Source organism: Amycolatopsis sp. NPDC051061 (assembly GCF_040682935.1).
Lineage (GTDB): Bacteria > Actinomycetota > Actinomycetes > Mycobacteriales > Pseudonocardiaceae > Amycolatopsis.
Window position 1 is genome coordinate 104,213 of sequence record NZ_JBFBBZ010000022.1, and the last position, 19,073, is coordinate 123,285.

The 19,073-nt window shown below is 71.4% G+C and carries 13 protein-coding genes; 4 read left to right on the plus strand and 9 right to left on the minus strand.

Features of this window, described 5'->3' with window-relative positions; genetic code table 11:
* Positions 1 to 8: 8 nt before the first annotated feature.
* The 5 genes from AB0N03_RS27985 to AB0N03_RS28005 are packed head-to-tail and all read right to left on the minus strand — an operon-like array spanning position 9 to position 8,273.
* A complete protein-coding gene (locus AB0N03_RS27985; protein WP_364377551.1) occupies positions 9 to 4,670 on the minus strand; it encodes a DEAD/DEAH box helicase in 4,662 nt (1,553 codons plus the stop codon).
* Positions 4,651 to 5,451, minus strand: a complete 801-nt coding sequence (locus tag AB0N03_RS27990; protein ID WP_364377552.1) for a DeoR/GlpR family DNA-binding transcription regulator — start codon at positions 5,449 to 5,451, stop codon at positions 4,651 to 4,653. Before AB0N03_RS27990 ends, AB0N03_RS27985 begins: the two co-directional genes overlap by 20 nt.
* Complete coding sequence (locus AB0N03_RS27995) at positions 5,423 to 6,712, minus strand: MFS transporter (protein WP_364377554.1); 1,290 nt, start codon at positions 6,710 to 6,712, stop codon at positions 5,423 to 5,425. Before AB0N03_RS27995 ends, AB0N03_RS27990 begins: the two co-directional genes overlap by 29 nt.
* A complete protein-coding gene (gene pdxA / locus AB0N03_RS28000; RefSeq protein WP_364377556.1) occupies positions 6,709 to 7,734 on the minus strand; it encodes a 4-hydroxythreonine-4-phosphate dehydrogenase PdxA in 1,026 nt (341 codons plus the stop codon). The genes AB0N03_RS27995 and pdxA overlap by 4 nt, the downstream gene beginning before the upstream one ends.
* Entirely contained in the window at positions 7,731 to 8,273 is a 543-nt protein-coding gene (locus AB0N03_RS28005) for a four-carbon acid sugar kinase family protein (protein WP_364377558.1), read from the minus strand. The genes pdxA and AB0N03_RS28005 overlap by 4 nt, the downstream gene beginning before the upstream one ends.
* A gap of 193 nt (positions 8,274 to 8,466) precedes the next feature.
* Between AB0N03_RS28005 and AB0N03_RS28010 the strand changes: the two genes are divergently transcribed.
* The 4 genes from AB0N03_RS28010 (at position 8,467) to AB0N03_RS28025 (ending at position 12,774) form a co-directional block, all read left to right on the plus strand.
* Positions 8,467 to 10,299 (plus strand): Hsp70 family protein, encoded by a 1,833-nt coding sequence (locus AB0N03_RS28010; protein ID WP_364377560.1) that lies wholly within the window; start codon positions 8,467 to 8,469, stop codon positions 10,297 to 10,299.
* A gap of 354 nt (positions 10,300 to 10,653) precedes the next feature.
* The gene (locus AB0N03_RS28015) at positions 10,654 to 10,848 is read left to right on the plus strand and encodes a DUF3046 domain-containing protein (RefSeq protein ID WP_364377561.1); all 195 of its coding nucleotides are present in this window, start codon (positions 10,654 to 10,656) and stop codon (positions 10,846 to 10,848) included.
* 237 nt (positions 10,849 to 11,085) lie between these two features.
* Positions 11,086 to 12,132, plus strand: coding sequence for a recombinase RecA (gene recA, locus AB0N03_RS28020; protein WP_364377563.1), 1,047 nt, complete (start codon positions 11,086 to 11,088; stop codon positions 12,130 to 12,132).
* A gap of 96 nt (positions 12,133 to 12,228) precedes the next feature.
* Positions 12,229 to 12,774 (plus strand): regulatory protein RecX, encoded by a 546-nt coding sequence (locus AB0N03_RS28025; RefSeq protein ID WP_364377565.1) that lies wholly within the window; start codon positions 12,229 to 12,231, stop codon positions 12,772 to 12,774.
* A 126-nt stretch (positions 12,775 to 12,900) separates the two neighbouring features.
* On the opposite strand, the gene AB0N03_RS28030 is transcribed toward AB0N03_RS28025, so the two are convergent.
* The 4 genes from AB0N03_RS28030 to edd all read right to left on the minus strand — a co-directional run bounded on the left by AB0N03_RS28030 (position 12,901) and on the right by edd (position 18,854).
* Positions 12,901 to 14,163 carry an MFS transporter gene (locus tag AB0N03_RS28030; protein ID WP_364377567.1) on the minus strand — a complete coding sequence of 421 codons (1,263 nt, stop codon included), beginning with the start codon at positions 14,161 to 14,163 and terminating at the stop codon, positions 12,901 to 12,903.
* Positions 14,164 to 14,182: 19 nt separating this feature from the next.
* Positions 14,183 to 16,153, minus strand: coding sequence for a PEP/pyruvate-binding domain-containing protein (locus AB0N03_RS28035; RefSeq protein ID WP_364377569.1), 1,971 nt, complete (start codon positions 16,151 to 16,153; stop codon positions 14,183 to 14,185).
* 212 nt (positions 16,154 to 16,365) lie between these two features.
* On the minus strand, positions 16,366 to 16,971 hold the full coding sequence (gene eda / locus AB0N03_RS28040; RefSeq protein ID WP_364377571.1) for a bifunctional 4-hydroxy-2-oxoglutarate aldolase/2-dehydro-3-deoxy-phosphogluconate aldolase: 606 nt from the start codon (positions 16,969 to 16,971) through the stop codon (positions 16,366 to 16,368).
* On the minus strand, positions 16,968 to 18,854 hold the full coding sequence (edd, locus tag AB0N03_RS28045; RefSeq protein WP_364377573.1) for a phosphogluconate dehydratase: 1,887 nt from the start codon (positions 18,852 to 18,854) through the stop codon (positions 16,968 to 16,970). The genes eda and edd overlap by 4 nt, the downstream gene beginning before the upstream one ends.
* Between the last annotated feature and the right edge of the window lie 219 nt (positions 18,855 to 19,073).

Consider the following 19,073-nt stretch of genomic DNA (forward strand, 5'->3'; position numbering starts at 1 on the left):
CTGGCAGCTTAGGCCCGCAGGCGTAGACCTGAGGGCGTGGCCCGGAAACCCGCCTCCCGCAGGACCTCCGCCAGCTCCGACGTCAGAGCCTGCTCGCCGTCCGCGCGCTGGACCGACAGCTGTCCCAGCCAGCCCTCCCGCACCGCGGCCGACAGCGCCTGCGCCGCGTCCGAGAGGGGTTGCCGTTCGTCGGTGAAACTCAGCAGCGACTTGCCTCCTCGCTCGACGTACAGCGCCGGAACCCCGTCCACCAGCACCGCCAGCGCTCCGGCCTTGCGGGCCGGGCGGTGCTTCGTGTCGCCCGTCGCGGCGGGCCAGGGCAGCGCCGCGCCGTACGGCTGGGCCGGGTCCGCCGCCGCCAGCACCACCGCGCGGCCGGGCGCCGGCCGGCCCGGGCCCGACAACGCGCGCAGCCGGTCCACCGCGCCCTTCGCCGCGAACTGGGCCGCGCCCAGGCCCTCCACGACGTAGCCGCGGATCACCTGGCCGGTGTCCTCCATGCCGCGCAGCACCTTGTAGATCCCCGAGAACCCGCCGGTGACGCGTTCGGTGTCGAGCGCGCCGCGGGTCAGGACGCCGTGGCGCTCCAGGAACGCCTCCGTCCGCGCGTGGGCGCGCCGGGTCGCGTCGGTTTCACGGGCCGGGGTCAGCGCCCAGCGGCCGGCGACCGTGGGTGGCCCCGACCGCGACGGCATCTGCGGCCGCCCCGCCCGCAGCCGCGCGTACCGGCCGCGGGGTGCCTGGCGCCGCGGTTTGTGCGCGCCGTGCCCGGCCACCTGGGCCCGCAACGGCCCCAGCGTGTCGCCCGTGACCAGCCCGGCCCACACCAGGTCCCACAGCGCGGCCACGACTTCGGCGTCGTTCGGTGCCTTGTCCACCAGCACGGTCGCACGGTCCACCAGCTGGCGGAAGAACAGCGCGCCACCCTCCAAAGTGGACACGAGTGCGTCGTGCAGCGGACCGGTCGGGATGTCCTCGACGACTTCCGGCAGCAGCAGGTCGGCGACGTCCGTGGGGGCGAGGGCGATCCAGCCGTCCCCGCCGGACAGCGCGCCGCAGCCCGCCCACGTGACCTCGCCCGCGGTCGTCAGCTCGTCCAGCAACGCGGGGGAGTAGCCCGGCAGCCGGCCGGGCAGGATCAGCGACTCCACCGCGCTCGCCGGCAACGGCGCCCCGGCGAGCTGCTCGACCACCGACAGCACGTCGTCCGCCGTCGGCGCCGCCCGGACGCGGCCGCCGAACCCGTGCCACGAAGGCAGGAACCGGCCCAGCGCCGCCGGCTCGACCGGCTCCACCTCGGCCCGCAGCTTCGCCAGCGACGCCCGCCGCAGCCGGCGCAGCACGGCCGAGTCGCAGTACTCGACACCGACGCCGTGGGTGTCCGGATGCCCCACGGGACTCAGCTCGCCGCGCACCAGGCGGCCTTCCCCGGTCATCCGGTCGAGGACGCCGGTGACGACCGCCGCGCCGAGCCCGAACCGCGCGGCCGCGTCCGCCGCGGCGAACGGCCCCCGGCTGCGGGCGTAGCGGAACAGCAGGTCGCCGAGCGGGTCCGCGACCGGTTCGGTGAACGCCTCGGGCACCCCCACCGGCAGCGCGGTGCCGAGGGCGTCTCGTACCTTGCCGGAGTCTTCGATCGCCAGGAACCGTTCCGTGCCGCCGATCCGCACCCGGATCGCCCGCCGCGCCGCCTCCAGTTCGGTGAGCCACTCCGCCTGGATCCCGCGCTCGGCCGCCTCGTCGACGGTCAGGTCGCCCAGGAACCGCAACAGGTCGGCGGCGTCCTCCGCCGAGCGCGCGTGCCGATCGGGCTCGAGCCGCTGCAGCGACCGCTGCACCTCGAGCACGGCCTCCGGGTCGAGCAGCTCGCGAATCGCCTCGGTGCCCAGGAGTTCGGCCAGCAGCGCCGAGTCCAGCGACAGCGCCGCCGCGCGCCGCTCGGCCAGCGGCGCGTCGGTCTCGTACAGGAACATCCCGACGTAGCCGAAGAGCAGGCTGCGCGCGAACGGCGACGCGGCCGGCGTCTCGACCTCCACCAGCCGGACCTTGCGCGCCCGGACGTCGGCCATCAGCTCACGCAGCCCGCCCACGTCGTAGACGTCCTGCAGGACCTCCCGCATCGCCTCCAGCACGACCGGGAACCGCTCGTACTTCGACGCGACCGACAGCAGCTGCGACGCTCGTTGCCGCTGCTGCCACAGCGGGGTGCGGCGCCGCGGGTCCCGGCGCGGCAGCAGCAGCGACCGCGCCGCGCACTCCCGGAAGCGTGCGGCGAACACCGCTGAGCCGCCGACCTCCGCGACGATCAGCTGCTCGACCTCCTCGGGATCGAGCAGGATGTCGTCCGCGCCGATCGTGACGTCGCCGCCCTCGGCGTCGAGCGCGTCCGGCAGGCGCAGCACGATGCCGTCGTCGGAGTGCGCCACCTGCGCGTCCACCCCGCGGTTCTCCCGCAGCCGCGCGGCGATGGCCAGCGCCCACGGCGCGTTCACCTGCGCGCCGAACGGCGAGTGCACGATGATCCGCCAGTCGCCCAGCTCGTCGCGGTAGCGCTCCAGCAGGATCGTCCGGTCGTTCGGGACGTGCCGGGTGGCCGCTTTCTGCTCGGTCAGGTAGGCCAGCAGGTTGTCGCACGCCCGCTCGTCCAGCCCCGCCGCGGTGGCTCGTGCGCGCGCCTTCTCGTCGTCCGATGTGGACAGTTCGCGGACGAACTTCCCCAGCGCCCGGCCGAGTTCCAGTGGACGGCCCGGCGCGTCGCCCTTCCAGAACGGCATCCGCGCCGGCTCGCCCGGCGCCGGCACCACGATGACCCGGTCGTGCGTGATGTCGGTGATCCGCCACGACGACGTGCCGAGCAGGATGGTGTCGCCGACGCGCGACTCGTAGACCATCTCCTCGTCGAACTCGCCGACGCGGGATCCGGGCTTGTCGTCCCCTCCCGGGGTCATCACGGTGAACAGGCCGCGGTCGGGGATGGTGCCGCCGGAGGTGACGGCCAGCCGCTGCGAGCCCGGGCGCCCACGCAGTTCGCCGGCGATGCGGTCCCACGTGATCCGCGCCCGCAGCTCGCCGAACTCCTCGCTCGGGTACCGGCCGGCGAGCATGTCGAGCACCGCGTGCAGCGCGTCGTCCGGCAGCGACGCGAACGGCGCCGCCCGCCGCACCAGCGTCGCGAGGTCCGTCACCGTCCACGGCTCCAGCGCCACCATCGCGACCACGTGCTGCGCCAGGACGTCCAGGGGGTTGCGCGGGTAGCGGACCGCCTCGATCGCCCCGCTCGCCATCCGCTCCGCGACCACCGCGCAGGACACGAGGTCACCGCGGAACTTCGGGAACATCACCCCGGTGGAGACCGCGCCGACCTGGTGCCCGGCCCGGCCGACGCGCTGCAGCCCGGACGCCACCGTCGGCGGCGCCTCGATCTGCACGACCAGGTCGACCGCGCCCATGTCGATGCCCAGCTCCAGCGACGACGTCGCCACCACGCACGGCAGCCGCCCGGACTTGAGGTCCTCCTCGACCTGCGTGCGCTGCTCACGCGACATCGACCCGTGATGCGCCCGGGCGATCACCGGCGGCGCCCCGGTGCTCACCCCGGACTGCCCGACGGCTTCCGCCGGGAAGGTGTCGGCCGGCGTGAGCTCCGTCTGCTCGGCGGCGAGTTCGTTGAGCCGCGCGGTCATCCGTTCGGTGAGCCGCCGGGAGTTGGCGAACACGATGGTCGACCGGTGGGTCTGGATCAGGCTCAGCACCCGCTCCTCGACCGCCGGCCAGATCGACGGCCGCTGCACGGGGTTGCCGGCGATCTCCTCCAGCGTGCCCAGGCCGCCCGGCGCGATGTTGCCGGGAGGGAACGCCTCGGTCAGTGACTCCAGCTCGTCGAGCGGGCTCGGCGCCGGGCCACCGCGCGGCGCGTCGAGGTTGCTCATGTCGTCGACCGGGACTTCGACGCGCACCTCGATGGTCTTCGCCAGCTTCGGCTGGACCACCCGCACCGGACGGCCGCCGGCCAGGAACGCGCTCACCTCGTCGACCGGGCGGACCGTCGCCGACAGGCCGATCCGCTGCGCCGGCTTCGGCAGCAGCGAGTCCAGCCGTTCCAGCGACAGCGCGAGGTGCGCTCCGCGCTTGCCACCGGCGACGGCGTGCACCTCGTCGACGATCACGGTCTCGACGCCGCGCAGCGACTCCCGCGCCGACGACGTGAGGATCAGGAACAGCGACTCCGGCGTGGTCACCAGCACGTCGGGCGGGGTCTTGCCGAACGAGCGGCGCTCGGTCGCGGTCGTGTCGCCGGTGCGCATGCCGACCTCGATCCCCGGCACCGGGAGCCCGAGTCGCCGCGAGGCCTGCGAGATGCCGGCGAGCGGCGCGCGCAGGTTTCGCTGGACGTCGACGGCGAGGGCCTTCAGCGGGGAGACGTAGAGGATCCGGCAGCGTTTCGTGGCCTCGGCCGGCGGCGGCTCCACCGACAGCCGGTCCAGCGCCCACAGGAACGCGGACAGCGTCTTGCCGGAGCCGGTCGGTGCGACGACGAGGGCGTGCTCGCCCGCGTGCGCCGCCCGCCAGGCTCCTTCCTGCGCCGCGGTGGGCGCGGCGAAGGCCCCCGCGAACCAGTCGCGGGTCGCGGGGGAGAAGAGGTCGAGCACGTCAGCTGCCACGTCGTCCATGATGCGCGGCACCTCCGACAGTTTCCGGCTCTCCGGCCACGATCACGCTCTCGGCGAACTGCGGGTACGTCACGTCGACCCGGGGTTCGTCGGTGATCAGCCGGTACTCGCGGTCGAGGGGTGTCCAGTAGGAAAAAGGGGCCTGGTCCAGCTTGGAGTGGTCGGCCAGCACGTAGGCCTCCCCGCCTGCGTGGAGCATCGCGTGCTTGACCACCGACTGCTCCAGTGACGGGCAGCACAGGCCTCGGTCGGCTACCAGGCCGTCGGCGCCCAAGAACACCCGGTCGGGTGAGATGTGCCTCAGCTGCGCCAGCACGCTCTCGCCCAGGATCGCTTCGTTCGGGTGCCGCAGCCGGCCGCCGAGGACGATGAGGTCGATCCCGGCGAAGCCGGCGAGCTCGCGGATGGCGTTGACGCCGTTCGTGACGACGGTCAGCCCCTCGCGATGGGCGAGGTGGCGGGCGAGCCTGCCGGTGGTGGTGCCGGCGTCGAGCAGCACCACCTCGCCGTCGCGCACCAGCGCGGCGGCTTCCCGGGCGATGGCGTCCTTCGCCGCCGCGTGCTCGCGGTCCTTCTCGTGCGGACTGCGTTCGGTGTCGAGTGCGCCGCCGTAGGTGCGCACGACGTGCCCCGCCCCGGCGAGCGAGGCCAGGTCGCGGCGGATCGTCGACTCCGAGACGCCGAACTCCTCGGCCAGCTCCGCGATGCCGCCCGAGCCGTCGCGGACGGCCTCCAGGAGCATCGCGCGCCGGTCACGGGTTCCTGGTCGCGGCTGGGACATGCGCCAAGCCTTCCACAGGGGCGGGTTTCAGCCCGAAGAACGCCAGTCCGGCGGCCACCGCGAGGAACGCGGCCAGGACGACGAAGCCGGTGGTCGAGCTGCCGGTGACGTCGGTGAGCCAGCCGACCAGGTAGGGCCCGGCGAACCCGCCGAGGTTGCCCAGCGCGTTGATCAGGCCCATCGCCACGGCGACGACCTCGATGCCGAGGAGCCGGCTGGGGATGGCCCAGAACGGCCCGTACGGCATGTAGACGCCGGTCGCGACCACGCAGAGCAGCACCAGCTGCACCGCGGCCGGCCAGTGCACGAGGTTGCCGAGCAGCAGCCCGGCGATGGCGACGACCAGCGGGACCGCCACGGCGAGCCGCCGGTTGCCGGTCCGGTCCGACCAGTACGCGCACGCCACCATCCCGGCCAGCGCGAGGACGTACGGCACGGCCGACAGGAACCCCACGGCGGTGGCCGACCCGCCGGTCATCGTCTTCACGACCGACGGCAACCACAGGCTGAAGCCGTAGAACCCGGTGATCCAGAAGAAGTAGACGCCGATCAGCAGCAGCACCTGCCGGTTCGCCAGCGCCTGCCGGTAACCCTGCTTCACGAACGCCGGCTTCGCCTCTTCCTCGGCCCGCAAGGAGGTTTCGAGGTACTCGCGTTCCTCGGCGGAGATCCAGCGGGCCTTGGCCGGCCGGTCGGCCACCGCGAACCACCAGACGATCGCCCACAGCAGCGGCGGCAGGCCCTGGATCACGAACACCCAGCGCCAGGACATGTGGTCGAGCATCAGCCCGGACAGCGGGGACATGACGATCGCCGAGATCGGCAGGCACGTCATCCACAGCGCGTTCGCCCGGGCCCGTTCGGCCTGCGGGAACCACGACGCCAGCAGGATCAGCACCGCCGGCCACACACCGCCTTCGAACAGCCCGAGCAGCAACCGGGCCAGGTGCAGCTGGGTCTCGTTCCGCACCAGGCCGCACAGCACCGCCGCGAACGACCACGCGATCATCAGCAGCAGCACCGTCTTGCGGGCGCTCCACTTCGCCGCCAGCACCGCCGCCGGGATCTGCAGCACGAGGTAGCCGACGAAGAAGATGCCGCTCGCCAGCCCCTTCGCGCTGGCCGACAGCGGGAAGTCGTCGCCGATGTAGGGCAGGATCACCGCGACGTTCGTGCGGTCGAGATAGGCCAGCATGTACATGACCACCGCGACCGGGATGACGTACGCCCAGCGCCGGCGGGGCACCGCGAGCGACGTCATCGGCTCGGTGGGTAGATGGCGGGCAGTTTCCGCGCGTACGGCGCCAGGGTCGCCGCGGCCTTGAACGCCGCGACCATCGTGCCGTGCGACGCCCGGCCGGTGCCGGCGATGTCGAACGCCGTGCCGTGGTCGACCGACGTGCGCAGGATCGGGAGGCCGACCGTCACCGACACCGTGCCGTCGAAGTCGTACGTCTTCGACGCGATGTGCCCTTGGTCGTGGTAGAGCGAGAGCACACCGTCGAACCGGCCCTGGATCCCTTGGTGGAAAACGGAGTCCGCGGGGATCGGGCCGACCACGTCGAGCCCGGCCACCCGCGCGGCGGCGACCGCCGGGGCGATCGCGATGATCTCCTCGTTGCCGAACTTGCCGTTCTCGCCGCCGTGCGGGTTCAGCGCTGCCACGGCGAGTCTCGGTTTCTCCGTGCCGAACACCTCGAGCGCGGTGTAGGCCTCGCGGATCGCGTGTTCGATGTTCTCCCGCGTGATCTGGTCGATCGCTTCGCGCAGCGAAAGGTGCCGGGTGGCGAAGAAGATCTTCAGCCCCGACACCCAGAACATCGTGTTGAACCGGGTCGCCCCGGTCAGCTCCCCGAGCATCTCGGTGTGCCCCAGGTGCTGGGAGCCGGCCGCCCAGATCGCCTCCTTGTTGATCGGCGCGGTCACGACCGCGTCGACCTCGCCGGCCAGCGCGAGCCGGGTGGCGACCTCGATCGCGCCCACGGCGGCGGCGCCCGCGGTCGCGTTGACCTCACCCCACGGCAGGTCTTCCCGGACCACGCCGAGGTTGAGGATGTCGATCACGCCCGTGGTGAAGCGCGCGTCGGCGACCGTGGCGATCGGGTTGACCTCCAGGTGCAGGCCGAGGTGCCGGACCAGGCGTTCCAGCACGATCGCGTCGCCGACCGCGACCCCGCGCGCCAGCTGCAGGGACTCGGGCTCGGCGAGCGTCTTGAGGGTGATCTCGGGGCCGATACCCACGGGGTCGCCGAGGGTGACGGCGAGGATGGGGAGGTCGCTCACGGGTTCTTCCTTCCGGTGGCCAGCACGTGGTTCAGGTGTTCCAGGCAGGCGACTGTGATAGCCGAGCGCAGGAGCGTGCGGATCCGCGACGTCTTCACGGGCGCCAGCGGATCGCGCGCCGCGGGGCTTTCCGCGAGGGGCACGCCGTCGACCAGGTGCAGGCCGCCGAGCGTGACCCGGCCCGCGTCCGGGAACGCGGGCACGACCAAGGCGCGGGCGCCGCGCTCCGACGCCAGGACGGCCTCGGTCTCCACGCCGACGTTGCCCCGCAGTGTCGTATCGACGCGCTTCACCGTCAGCTCGACGGGCCCGGCCGGCTCGATCGCGGCCCGCACCGCCCGCGCGGCGTGTGGTGGCGAGGCGTGGCGGGTACCCAGGTTCACCACGAGGGCGTCGATCCCGCTCTCCGCGCGGAAGCAGGGCGCGTCCGGTTCGAGCGGCGCGTTGACGGAAACCGCGCGCCGCCCGAAGCGGGCGTACCGCGCTCCGGTCGCGTTGCTGCCGGTCAGATCGTCCCCGAGGACGAGCAACTTCGGCATCGAACGCTCCCTTCTGCGCGATCTGTGCAACTCAGATGACCGAACTGCGCAACTATCGTGCACTGTGATCACCGCCGAAGTCAAGGAGCGGCGACTTTCGCGGGTCCGCACGCACGGTGACCGCGCGCATGGCAGCATCACGGCGGACGCCGTCAAGGCGTGTTTTTCGCAAAGGTTCGCAAAGGGGAGTGCAGTGCGGATCCTGTCGGTGGACCTCGGGACGTCCAACACCGTCGCCGTCCTTTCGGCGCACGGCATGCCGCCCCGGGTCGTCGAAGTGGACGGCTCGGCCAACATGCCGTCGGCGGTGTTCGCCGGCGAAGACGGCACGATCATGGTCGGCCGCGACGCCGAGCGCCGGGCCCGTCTCGACCCGACGCGCTTCGAGCCGAACCCCAAGCGCCGCATCGACGAGCAGACCCTGCTGCTCGGCACCGACGTCGTGCCGGTGACCGACGCGCTGGCCGCCATCCTGCGCCGCGTCCTCGAAGAAACCTCCCGCCAGCTCGGCGGCGACCAGCCCGACGAGGTCCGGCTGACCCACCCCGCGCAGTGGGGCCAGACCCGCCGCAACGTCCTGATGTCGGCCGCCCGGCTCGCCGGGATGGGCCAGAACATCCTGCTGGTGCCCGAACCCGTCGCCGCGGCGGCGCACTTCGCGTCGTTCCCCGGCAAGTCGCTGGCCCCCGGCCAGGCGCTCGCGGTCTACGACCTCGGGGCGGGCACGTTCGACGTCGCCGTCGTCGGCGCCACGCAGAACGGGTTCACCGTGCTCGCCGAGGACGGCCTGCCCGACCTCGGCGGCCTCGACGTCGACCAGGCGCTGATGGTGCACGTCGGGCGCGAGGTCTCGCACTCCGACCCGCAGCGCTGGCAGCGGCTGCTGCGGCCGGAGTCCACGGGCGACCGGCGTACTCGCCGCGCGTTGCAGGAAGACGTCAAAGCGGCCAAGGAGGCGCTGTCGCGGCACCCGCAGACCGAGGTGCCGATGCCCGAGCCGTTCAAGGACGTCCTCGTCACCCGCGGTGAGCTGGAGGGCCTGGTCCGGCCGGCGATGCTGCGCAGCGTCGAACTGCTTTCGCGGACGCTGCGCTCGTCCGGGCTCACCCCGGACCGGCTGGCCGGCATCTACCTCGTCGGCGGGTCGAGCCGGCTGCCGCTGGTCGGCACGATGATCGCGGAGAAGCTCGGTGTCGTGCCCGGCAGCCTCGACCAGCCGGAGACCGCCGTCGCGCTGGGCGCCCAGCACGTCGCCCGGGACGGGGTGGGCGCGCGCACCCAGAACGTCGAAGGGGCGGTGGCCGCGGGCGCCCCGCGCCGGCCGCAGTACGCGCCGCCGCCGTACCAGGGTTACGCGCCGTCCAACTTCCCTCCCAGCGGGCCGCAGCCGGTGCCGTCGAACTTCCCCGCGTACTCGCCCGCGCCGGAGCGGGCCGAGCCGAAGCCCGGCGGGAAGAAGAAGCTGCTCGTCGGGATCGCGGTCGCCGTCGTGCTGGTGCTCGCGGCGGGGCTGACCTTCTTCCTGACGTCGTCGTCCTCGACGGCCACCTTCACCGCCGACCAGTGCAAGACGCCCGGTCAGGCCGACGACAAGGGCCTCACCGGCTGCCTGCGCCAGCTCGCCGGGAAGATCGCCGACACCGGTGACTGCAAGCCGGGCATGGGCAACGGCCCGGCGGCCCCGGCGCAGAGCCTCGGGGTGGCCTCGACCTGCTCGGCGCCGGGTCGGGCGGGCACGCAGGTGACCTACGTCCAGGGTGACGACGCCGACAAGCTCAAGCAGTACACCGACGGCCTGCTCGCTTCGGCGGGCGGCGACCGCACCGAGGCGGACTGGGGCGGCAACGGGCTCGCGGGGCACTACTCGTCGGCCGCGGGCAAGACGGCGGCGGTGCTCGTGTTCACGGTGTCGGACCGGCCGCTGGTGGGCTTCATCTACCAGCTGAACTCGAGCGACCAGGCCGAGGCGACCACGCCGGGCACCCTCGCGAACTACTTCGAGGCGAGCGTCCAGCCCGGGGAGTAGGCGGGCGGCTCGGCGAGGGTCTTGAATGAGTCTTCAGGGCCTCCAAGACAGGGCCCCGGCAAAGTCGCGTTTGCCGGGCTGGGCGTCATGAAAGGGTCGTTCATGACGCTGGACGACAGGAAAGAGTCGTTCATGACGTCGCCAACCCCCGCCCAACGTCGCGAATGACTCATTCGGGACCTCCGGCGTCCCCAATGACTCATTCGGGACACCCGACTCCGCGCGCGGCCGTGACTTTGCCGGGGCCCTGGCCTCCGAAGACCTGAATGAGCCATTCAAGACGTCACCGCACCGGGCGGGCGGCCGGGCGGGCAGCGAACGGACCGTTCGCGCCCTCCGGATAGAGTGGGTTCGATGCGGATCACGGTTTTCCGGCGGCTGATGGCCGACGAGTTCGGCCCTGGGCGGGCTCAGGTGCTGTCCAGGGACCACGTGCTCAGCGGGCTCGGCGGCCGCACCGTCGACCAGGCGCTGACCGCGGGAATCCCGGCCAAAGAGGTCTGGCGAGAGGTCTGCGACGCCTTCGACGTCCCCCGTGAACGGCGCTGACCTGCGCGGATCCTCGCAGGGCCGACCCGGGTGGGCGAAAACCCTAGCGCAAGGGTGTGTCGCTGCCGACCTCGAACAGGTGTTCGTCTAGGGTGTTGTCCACATCGGGTCCAGCGATCCACAGATTGGGCGCCGCGCCTGGAATTGTCGGACCCCGCCGCTAGCGTCGGACCGGACAGCTGAAGAACAGACACAGAGAGCCCTCGACGGGGGCTCGGACCAGCGAGGTGGACTTCCATGCCTGCAGCACCCGACAAGGACAAGGCGCTCGAGCTCGCGCTCGCGCAGATCGACAAGCAGTACGGCAAGGGCTCGGTCATGCGCCTCGGCGAAGAGGGCCGCGCGCCCATCGCCGTGATCCCCACCGGCGCGATCGCCCTCGACGTCGCCCTCGGCATCGGCGGGCTGCCCCGCGGCCGGGTCATCGAGATCTACGGCCCGGAGTCCTCCGGTAAGACCACGGTCGCCCTGCACGCGGTGGCGAACGCACAGCGCAACGGCGGCATCGCGGCGTTCATCGACGCGGAGCACGCGCTGGACCCCGACTACGCCAAGAAGCTCGGTGTGGACACCGACGCGCTGCTCGTCTCCCAGCCGGACACCGGTGAGCAGGCGCTGGAGATCGCGGACATGCTGATCCGCTCCGGCGCGCTCGACATCCTGGTCATCGACTCCGTGGCCGCGCTCGTGCCGCGCGCCGAGATCGAGGGCGAGATGGGCGACTCGCACGTCGGCCTCCAGGCCCGCCTGATGAGCCAGGCGCTGCGCAAGATCACCGGTGCCATGAACAACTCCGGCACCACCGCGATCTTCATCAACCAGCTGCGCGAGAAGATCGGCGTCATGTTCGGCTCCCCGGAGACCACGACCGGTGGCAAGGCGTTGAAGTTCTACGCCTCGATCCGGCTCGACGTGCGCCGCATCGAAACGCTCAAGGACGGCGGCGAGCCGGTCGGCAACCGCACCCGCGTCAAGGTCGTGAAGAACAAGATGGCCCCGCCCTTCAAGCAGGCCGAGTTCGACATCCTGTACGGCCACGGCATCTCCCGCGAGGGTTCGCTCATCGACATGGGTGTCGACCAGGCGATCCTGCGCAAGTCCGGCGCCTGGTACACGTACGAGGGCGACCAGCTCGGCCAGGGCAAGGAGAACGCGCGGAAGTTCCTGCGCGACAACCCGGACATCGCCAACGAGATCGAGAAGCGGATCAAGGAGAAGCTGGGCATCGGCGCGCAGATCGACGCCGAGGCCGTCGAAGCCGTGCCGGCGCCGGTCGACTTCTGATCGTGCCTCCCGGGGGCCGACCCCTGGACTCCCGGTGTGGTCGCGTTGTGTGGTGAGCGTGGCTTTGGGCTTGTGAAGAACGAGGAGTGATCGAGGGTGGCGAGGGCGCCGAAGGTTCCGCCGGCCGAGCTGCCTCCCGAGGAGCGCTACAAGAAAGCCAAGGAGATCTGTTACGACCTCCTGGCCGTGCGTGCGCGCACTCAGGAGGAGCTCCGGCAGGCGTTGCACCGCAAGGGGTTCGACGAGGAAACCAGCGAAACCCTGCTCGGCAAGCTCGACCGGGCGGGGTTGGTGAACGACGCGGAGTTCGCCGAGTTGTGGGTGAAGTCCCGGCACGAGACCCAGGGGCTCTCCCGCACCGCGCTGCTGGCCGAACTGCGGCGCAAGGGCGTTGACGACGAAGTCGCCGCGCAGGCGGCGGGTGAGGTCGATCGCGAGTCCGAGGAGCAGATGGCCAGGGAACTGGTCCGCAAGCGCCTCGGGTCCCTGGGCAACGTCGATGAGCAGACAGCGCTGCGGCGGCTGCTCGGTTTCCTGGCTCGCAAGGGATATCCGCAGGGGCTGGCGTACACGGTGATCAAGGAGGAACTCCGCGAGTACGGCGCGGAGTCCACCTTGCTCGACGACGCCTACATCGACTGACGGCGGGTCCGGCGCGCGGAAAGCGCGCCGGACGGTGGTAGGTGTGGACAGCGGGATCGGCCAACCCGGCTCGGTGACCACGACGGCCGGGCCGGTCGTGGCGGCCGCCGGTGCTCGCCGGGCGCGTCACGCCGTGGTGGCCGGCACCGCCTCCCGTTCGGCCGGCCGGCGCCGGTCCGAGCGGTGCTTGCGGACCGCCAGCAACAGCAGCGCCAGCAACCCCATCACCACGCACGTGACCACCGCCGACAGCACCAGGAACTCGTTCAGCTGCCCGGCCGCCAGGTACGCGCCCAGGGCCACCGCCACCAGGGCGCACCCCGCGCGGTCCACAATGGACTCCATCGACAACAGGGTCGCGCGGTAGCGGGAGTCCGGGATCGAGTCGTTCAGCAGCTGCTTCTGCACCGGGAACGAAATCCCCGTCGCCACCGCGAAGACGCACAACAGGACCACCGTCGCGAAGGAACCCACGAACACGACCACACCGAGACACAGCGCCATCACGATCGTCAGCGTGAACACCGACCCCACCGGGCCGATCGCGCGGCGGAGCCGGTGCGGGCGGGCCGCGCCCAGGGCCTCGAAGACCGTCATCGCGGCCAGCACCGCGCCGTACCAGTTCACCGACAGCGACTTCGACTCCAGGATCGGCTGGAACAGGTTCACCTGGCAGATGCGGACCAGCGTGAACATCGCGATGCCCTGCACCATCAGCAACATCAGCCACCGCGACGAACGCAACGCCGAAAGCGCGCCGCCGACTCCGGCGAGCAGCGAGGCCGTCTTGTCACGCACACGACGGCCGCCCGGGATCGCGGGGAGCTTCAAGGCGAACCCGAGCGCGATGCCCGCGTTGATCGCCGTCAACCAATACGGAGAGGAGAAGTTCCACGTCATCAGCAGGCCGATCACCGGCCAGTACACGATCTTGCCGACCAGGCTGAACGCGCGACCGACGCCTTCGACGCGCAAGTAGTGCTCGCCCGAACCGGAAGCGTGCAGGTACTCGTAGAGGTACGCGCTCTGTGCGCCGGACACCAGCGACCGGGCCAGCGCGATCAGGATGAAGTGCAGCAGGAACCCCGGGTACGAGCCGAGGAACACCGGCACGAGGTTCGCCGCCACGAGCACGCCGGCGCCCGCCGCCAGCGAGGTGCGGTAGTCGAACCGGTCGGCGATCATCCCGGTCGGGATCTCCAGCAGGCAGAACACGATGTAGTAGATGCTCTGGATGCCGAAGATCTCGCCGTCGGACAGGCCGAGGAGCTTCTGGTACTGGTAGAAGATCGGCACCCACAGCAGCAGGCCGAAGAAGAACTGGAACCCGTAGGTCAGCCGCACGGTGCGGCGGACGGCGGGGTTCGCGGGCAGGCGAAGGCCCAGCATGGTCGTGTCTCCCGGAAGCTCAAACAGAATACGGACGCAGCTGCACGAGGTGGAGGTGGTCGCCGTCGGCGAGCCACTCGACGTCCACCGGCGAGTCGAAGGTGTAGTCGGGCGAGAAGTGCCCCTGCAGCAGACGGCCGGCGATCGCGAGCCGTTGCAGCTGGTCGTGGGCGCGCGAGTCGAGGTCCTCGGTGGCGTCGCCGAGCGACACCGTGCGGCCGCCGCCCTCGACCGTCGAGTACAGGTACTGCATCGGCAGGGCCGACCCCTCGACGACGTCGGTCACGTGAGGCGACACGTTGACGTACACCGTGCGGAAGTCCGCGCGGTTCATCGGGTTCGTCGTCACCAGCACGCCGCCGAAGTCGGCCGCGACCTGCTCCTGGATCACCACGCCCATGTAGCACTCGTCGAGGGAGATCCCGGCCTGCCGCCGCAGCCGGACGCTGCGCACCGACACCAGCGAGGCCCAGACTTCCTTGACACTGGCGAAGATCCGCTCGGCCGTGGTGACGTGGTTGAGCGACTCGTAGATCCCGGCCGCGGAGAACCCGGCCAGGTCTTCGGCGTTCGACGAGCTGCGCACGACGAACGTCCGCACGCCGGCCAGCTGCGACACGAGCGCGGAGTCGATCTCGCCGGCCAGCGCGCCCGGCATCCGCGCCGACCGGATCAGGCCCTGCAGCTCGACGCACAATGGCTCGATCTCCCGCGCGTCCAGCTCCAGGGCCATCTTCAGCTTGCCGATGGCCTGCTGGATCCGCGGCGACGACTCCAGGAACCGCCGCTGCAGCGAGAACGGCAGCGCGATGCCGCGGGGCACGCGGACGTGGTCGTCGAGCAGCCGACGCGCGGCCGCGGCGAGGTCGGAACCCGAGGCGGGGACGTCCAGCAGCCGGGCCAGGTACGGCAGCAGGTTCTCCCGCGGCGGCCGCGGCACCTGGTAGAAGCCGAGCAGGCGCTGCGACCCGTGCGCCAGCACGTGGTGCAGCTCGCCGAGGTTGGCCGCCTTGGTGCCGTAGCGGTGGCGATCGGCCGCGCACAGCCGCGCCAGGTTCACGATCGGGCGGTGCTCGGACTCCGGCTCCTCCAGCGTGACGCGCTGGGCGTACCAGCTCGGCGGCGTCGCCACGGCCGGCTCGGGGACCTCCCGCAGCGAGAGCGCCTGGGTGTCCACTGTGTACTCGATCCACTTGCCGTCGAGCCCGCGGCGCTCGACGTCGGCCAAGGCGCCGAGCTGGACGGCGTTCGGGATCTGCCAGCCGGTGGCGAGCACGTTGGTGTGCGACAACGGCGTCGTGTGCCGGGCGTTGACGATGCCCGCCAGCCGCGGGATGTCGTCGGGCACGCGGTCCATCACGATGATGTCCGACCAGTCCAGCGTCGCGGCCCGGTACTCGGCCTCGCTGCGGAACGCGCGCAACCGGCCCGTGGCCGTGCCCGGGTTCAGCGCGACGAACAGCGCCGTCGAGAACAGCTCGTGCGCGAACACGCGGGGCAGCTCGCTCGGCGGGATCTCCCGGACGATCCGCTCCTGCAGCTGGTTGGCCGGCTTGAACACCAGCGGCAGCGCGGGGTCGACGTACCGCGCCACGAAGGCGTGGAACTCGCGGATCAGCTCGGCCGGCATGGTGTCGACCTCGACCGTCTCCAGCGAAAGCATCTGCGGGTGGAGGGCGAGGATGCCGAGCAGGAAGCGGCGGTCCGGCGCGTGGTAGAAGTCCTGGTTGTAGGCATCGATCTCGGCGCGCACCCGTTCTTCGGGGACGCCGAGGATCTCTTCCCCGATATAGATCGCGTGAAAGGAATGGCGCGCGTCGTTCAGGAAGTGGATGACCGAGTTTTCCCGGTCCACCACGACCTTGACGAAGGAATAGCCACCGAGGGTGCCGCCCAGCTGGTGGAGGGCGGACAGGGAAAGCCGTTCGCCGATGAGGGCGGCGACGTTCTCGGGGGCAGGACTGGGGGCGACCACATCGGTCAGGGACACCGGTTCTCCTCGCTCGAAACAGCGAGGAGGAACGATAACAGGGGGTGAATCACCGACTGTCAGGCAAATGGACCGATCACTGGCACAAACGGCGGAACCCATGACCGCCGCCACACCCGTTGGGAGTACCGTTCCAGCGCTTGGGAACGGCACTCCCGGAATCCGGACGCCGATTCGGCCGTTCGGGTCCGGAATTCCCGGGGTGATCTCGGCTACAGCTTGGCGGCTTCGGCGGCCAGTTTTTCGATCTTCGCGAAATCGAGCGAGGCCGTCAGCCACGAGCCGCCGATGCAGCCGACGTTCGGCAGCGCCAGATACGAAGGGGCCGAAGCCACCGTGATCCCGCCGGTCGGGCAGAACTTCAGGCCGGGCAACGGACCCGCGATCGACTTCAGGTACGCGACCCCACCGGACGCCTCCGCCGGGAAGAACTTCAGCGCCGTCAGCCCGCGTTCAGCCAGCTTCATCGCTTCCGACACCGTGCTCGCGCCGGGCAGGAACGGCAGCCCGGTCTCGAAGCACGCGTCGACGACGACGTCGGTGCAGCCGGGCGTCACGAGGAACTTCGCCCCCGCGTCGGCGGCCTGCTTCGCCTGGTCCGGCGAGGTGATGGTGCCGGCGCCGATGACGATGTCGGGCACCTCGGCCGCGACGCGCTCGATCGCGGACAGCGCCGCCGGGGTGCGCAGGGTCAGCTCGATGACCCCGATCCCGCCGGCGAGCAAGGCCCGGGCGACCGGCACCGCGTCGGCGGCGTCGTCGATCACGACGACGGGCATCACGGGGGACAGCTCGAGCAGGTCCTGACCGGTGGTCACTGACCGACCTCCTGGGTTGCGAAAGCGGGCGTTCCGAAGTGTTCCGGCGTCAAGCCGCCGAACACGGATGCGCCCTGGTCAGCGGGGCCGACGGCACGGCGCAACGCGGCGAACAGCTCTCGGCCGGTGCCGGTCCAGGATGCTTCGGACGGCGGTCCGTCCACAAGCTCACGGAGGGCGAGTTCTTCGTCACCGACCAGGACGTCGAGAGAGCCCGAGGAAGCGTCGAGCCGGATGACGTCGCCGTCGGCGATCCGCGCGATCGGGCCGCCCGCCGCGGCTTCCGGCGTCACCTGGATGGCGGCCGGGATCTTGCCCGACGCGCCCGACATCCGGCCGTCGGTGAGCAGCGCCACGGCGTGCCCGCGGTCCATCAGCACGCCCAGCGCCGGGGTGAGGCCGTGCAGCTCCGGCATGCCGTTCGCCCGCGGGCCCTGCTGCCGGACCACCACGACGACGTCGCGGTCCAGCTCGCCCGCCTGGAACGCGGCCGTGAACGCCTCCTGGGTGGTGAACACCCGCGCCGGCGCTTGGACGACCCGATGCTCGGGCGCCACCGCGGACACCTTGACCACCGCGCGGCCGAGGTTGCCCTCGACCATCCGCAGGCCGCCGTCCGCGGCGAACGGGCGCCACGCCGGGCGCAGCACCTCCTCGTCGAGGCTGTGGGTGGGCACGTCGCGCCAGACCAGCTCACCGTCGGACAGGATCGGCTCGGCCCGGTAGCGGTGCAGCCCGAAGCCGGCCACGGTGTGGACGTCTTCGTGCAGCAGCCCGGCGTCGAGCAGCGTGCCGACCAGGAACTGGATGCCGCCGGCGGCGTGGAAGTGGTTGATGTCGGCGCTGCCGTTCGGGTAGACCCGCGCCAGCAGCGGCACGACGGCCGAGAGTTCGGAGAAGTCGTCCCAGGTCAGCTGGATGCCCGCGGCCGCGGCGACGGCGACCAGGTGCATCGTGTGGTTGGTCGACCCGCCGGTGGCGAGCAGCGCGATGACGCCGTTGACGAACGCCTTTTCGTCGAGGATCCGCGAGACCGGCGTGTACTCCTCGCCGCGCGAGATCGCGACGACGCGCCGCCCGGCTTCCTCGGTCAAAGCGCGACGCAAAGACGAACCCGGCTGGACGAAGCTGGCGCCGGGCAGGTGCAGCCCCATCACCTCGACGACCATCTGGTTGGAGTTGGCCGTGCCGTAGAAGGTGCAGGTGCCGGCCGAGTGGTACGACGCCGCTTCGGCGTCCAGGAGGTCTTCGCGGGTCGCGAGACCTTCGGCGTACAGCTGCCGGACGCGCGCCTTCTCCTTGTTCGGCAGCCCGGAGTTCATCGGGCCGGCCGGGACCAGCAGGGCCGGCAGGTGCCCGAACGACAGCGCGCCGATCAGCAGGCCGGGCACGATCTTGTCGCAGACGCCCAGCAGCAGGGCCGCGTCGAACATGTCGTGCGAGAGCGCGATCGCCGTCGACATCGCGATGACCTCGCGGCTGAACAGGGACAGCTCCATGCCGGCGCGGCCCTGGGTGATGCCGTCGCACATCGCGGGCACGCCGCCCGCGAACTGGGCGACACCCCCGGCGGCGCGCACGGACTTCTTCAGCCAGGCCGGGTACTCCTGCATCGGCTGGTGCGCCGAGAGCATGTCGTTGTAGGACGAGACGATCGCGACGCCGGGAGCGCGCGCGGCCCGCAGCGCCTCCTTGTCGGCGCCTTCCATGGCGGCGAAGCCGTGGGCGAGGTTGCTGCACGCGAGGCCGCGGCGGACCGGGCCTTCGGCGTGGGCGGCGGCCATGCGCTCGAGGTAGGCGGTGCGGGTCGGGGCACTGCGCGCGGCGATGCGGGCGGTGACCTCTGCGACGACCGGGTGCAGCGTGGTGGGAGTGGGGCTCATGTCCGGCTCCGGATCACTGGTGTGTGGTGGTCCGCGGGACGGCAGCGCTGGCGCCTCTGGGTCGTGACTCTGGCCACAGTACCTCGGGAAAACGCCGAATCAAAATCGATTCAGAAGATCCACCCGCGTGACCCCGATCACCCGGGGAACCGTTAGTGTGCTAGTTGTCACATCTGCACGACGCGTGGCAAAGCCCTACGGCGAGCGATCGCCCGGCCG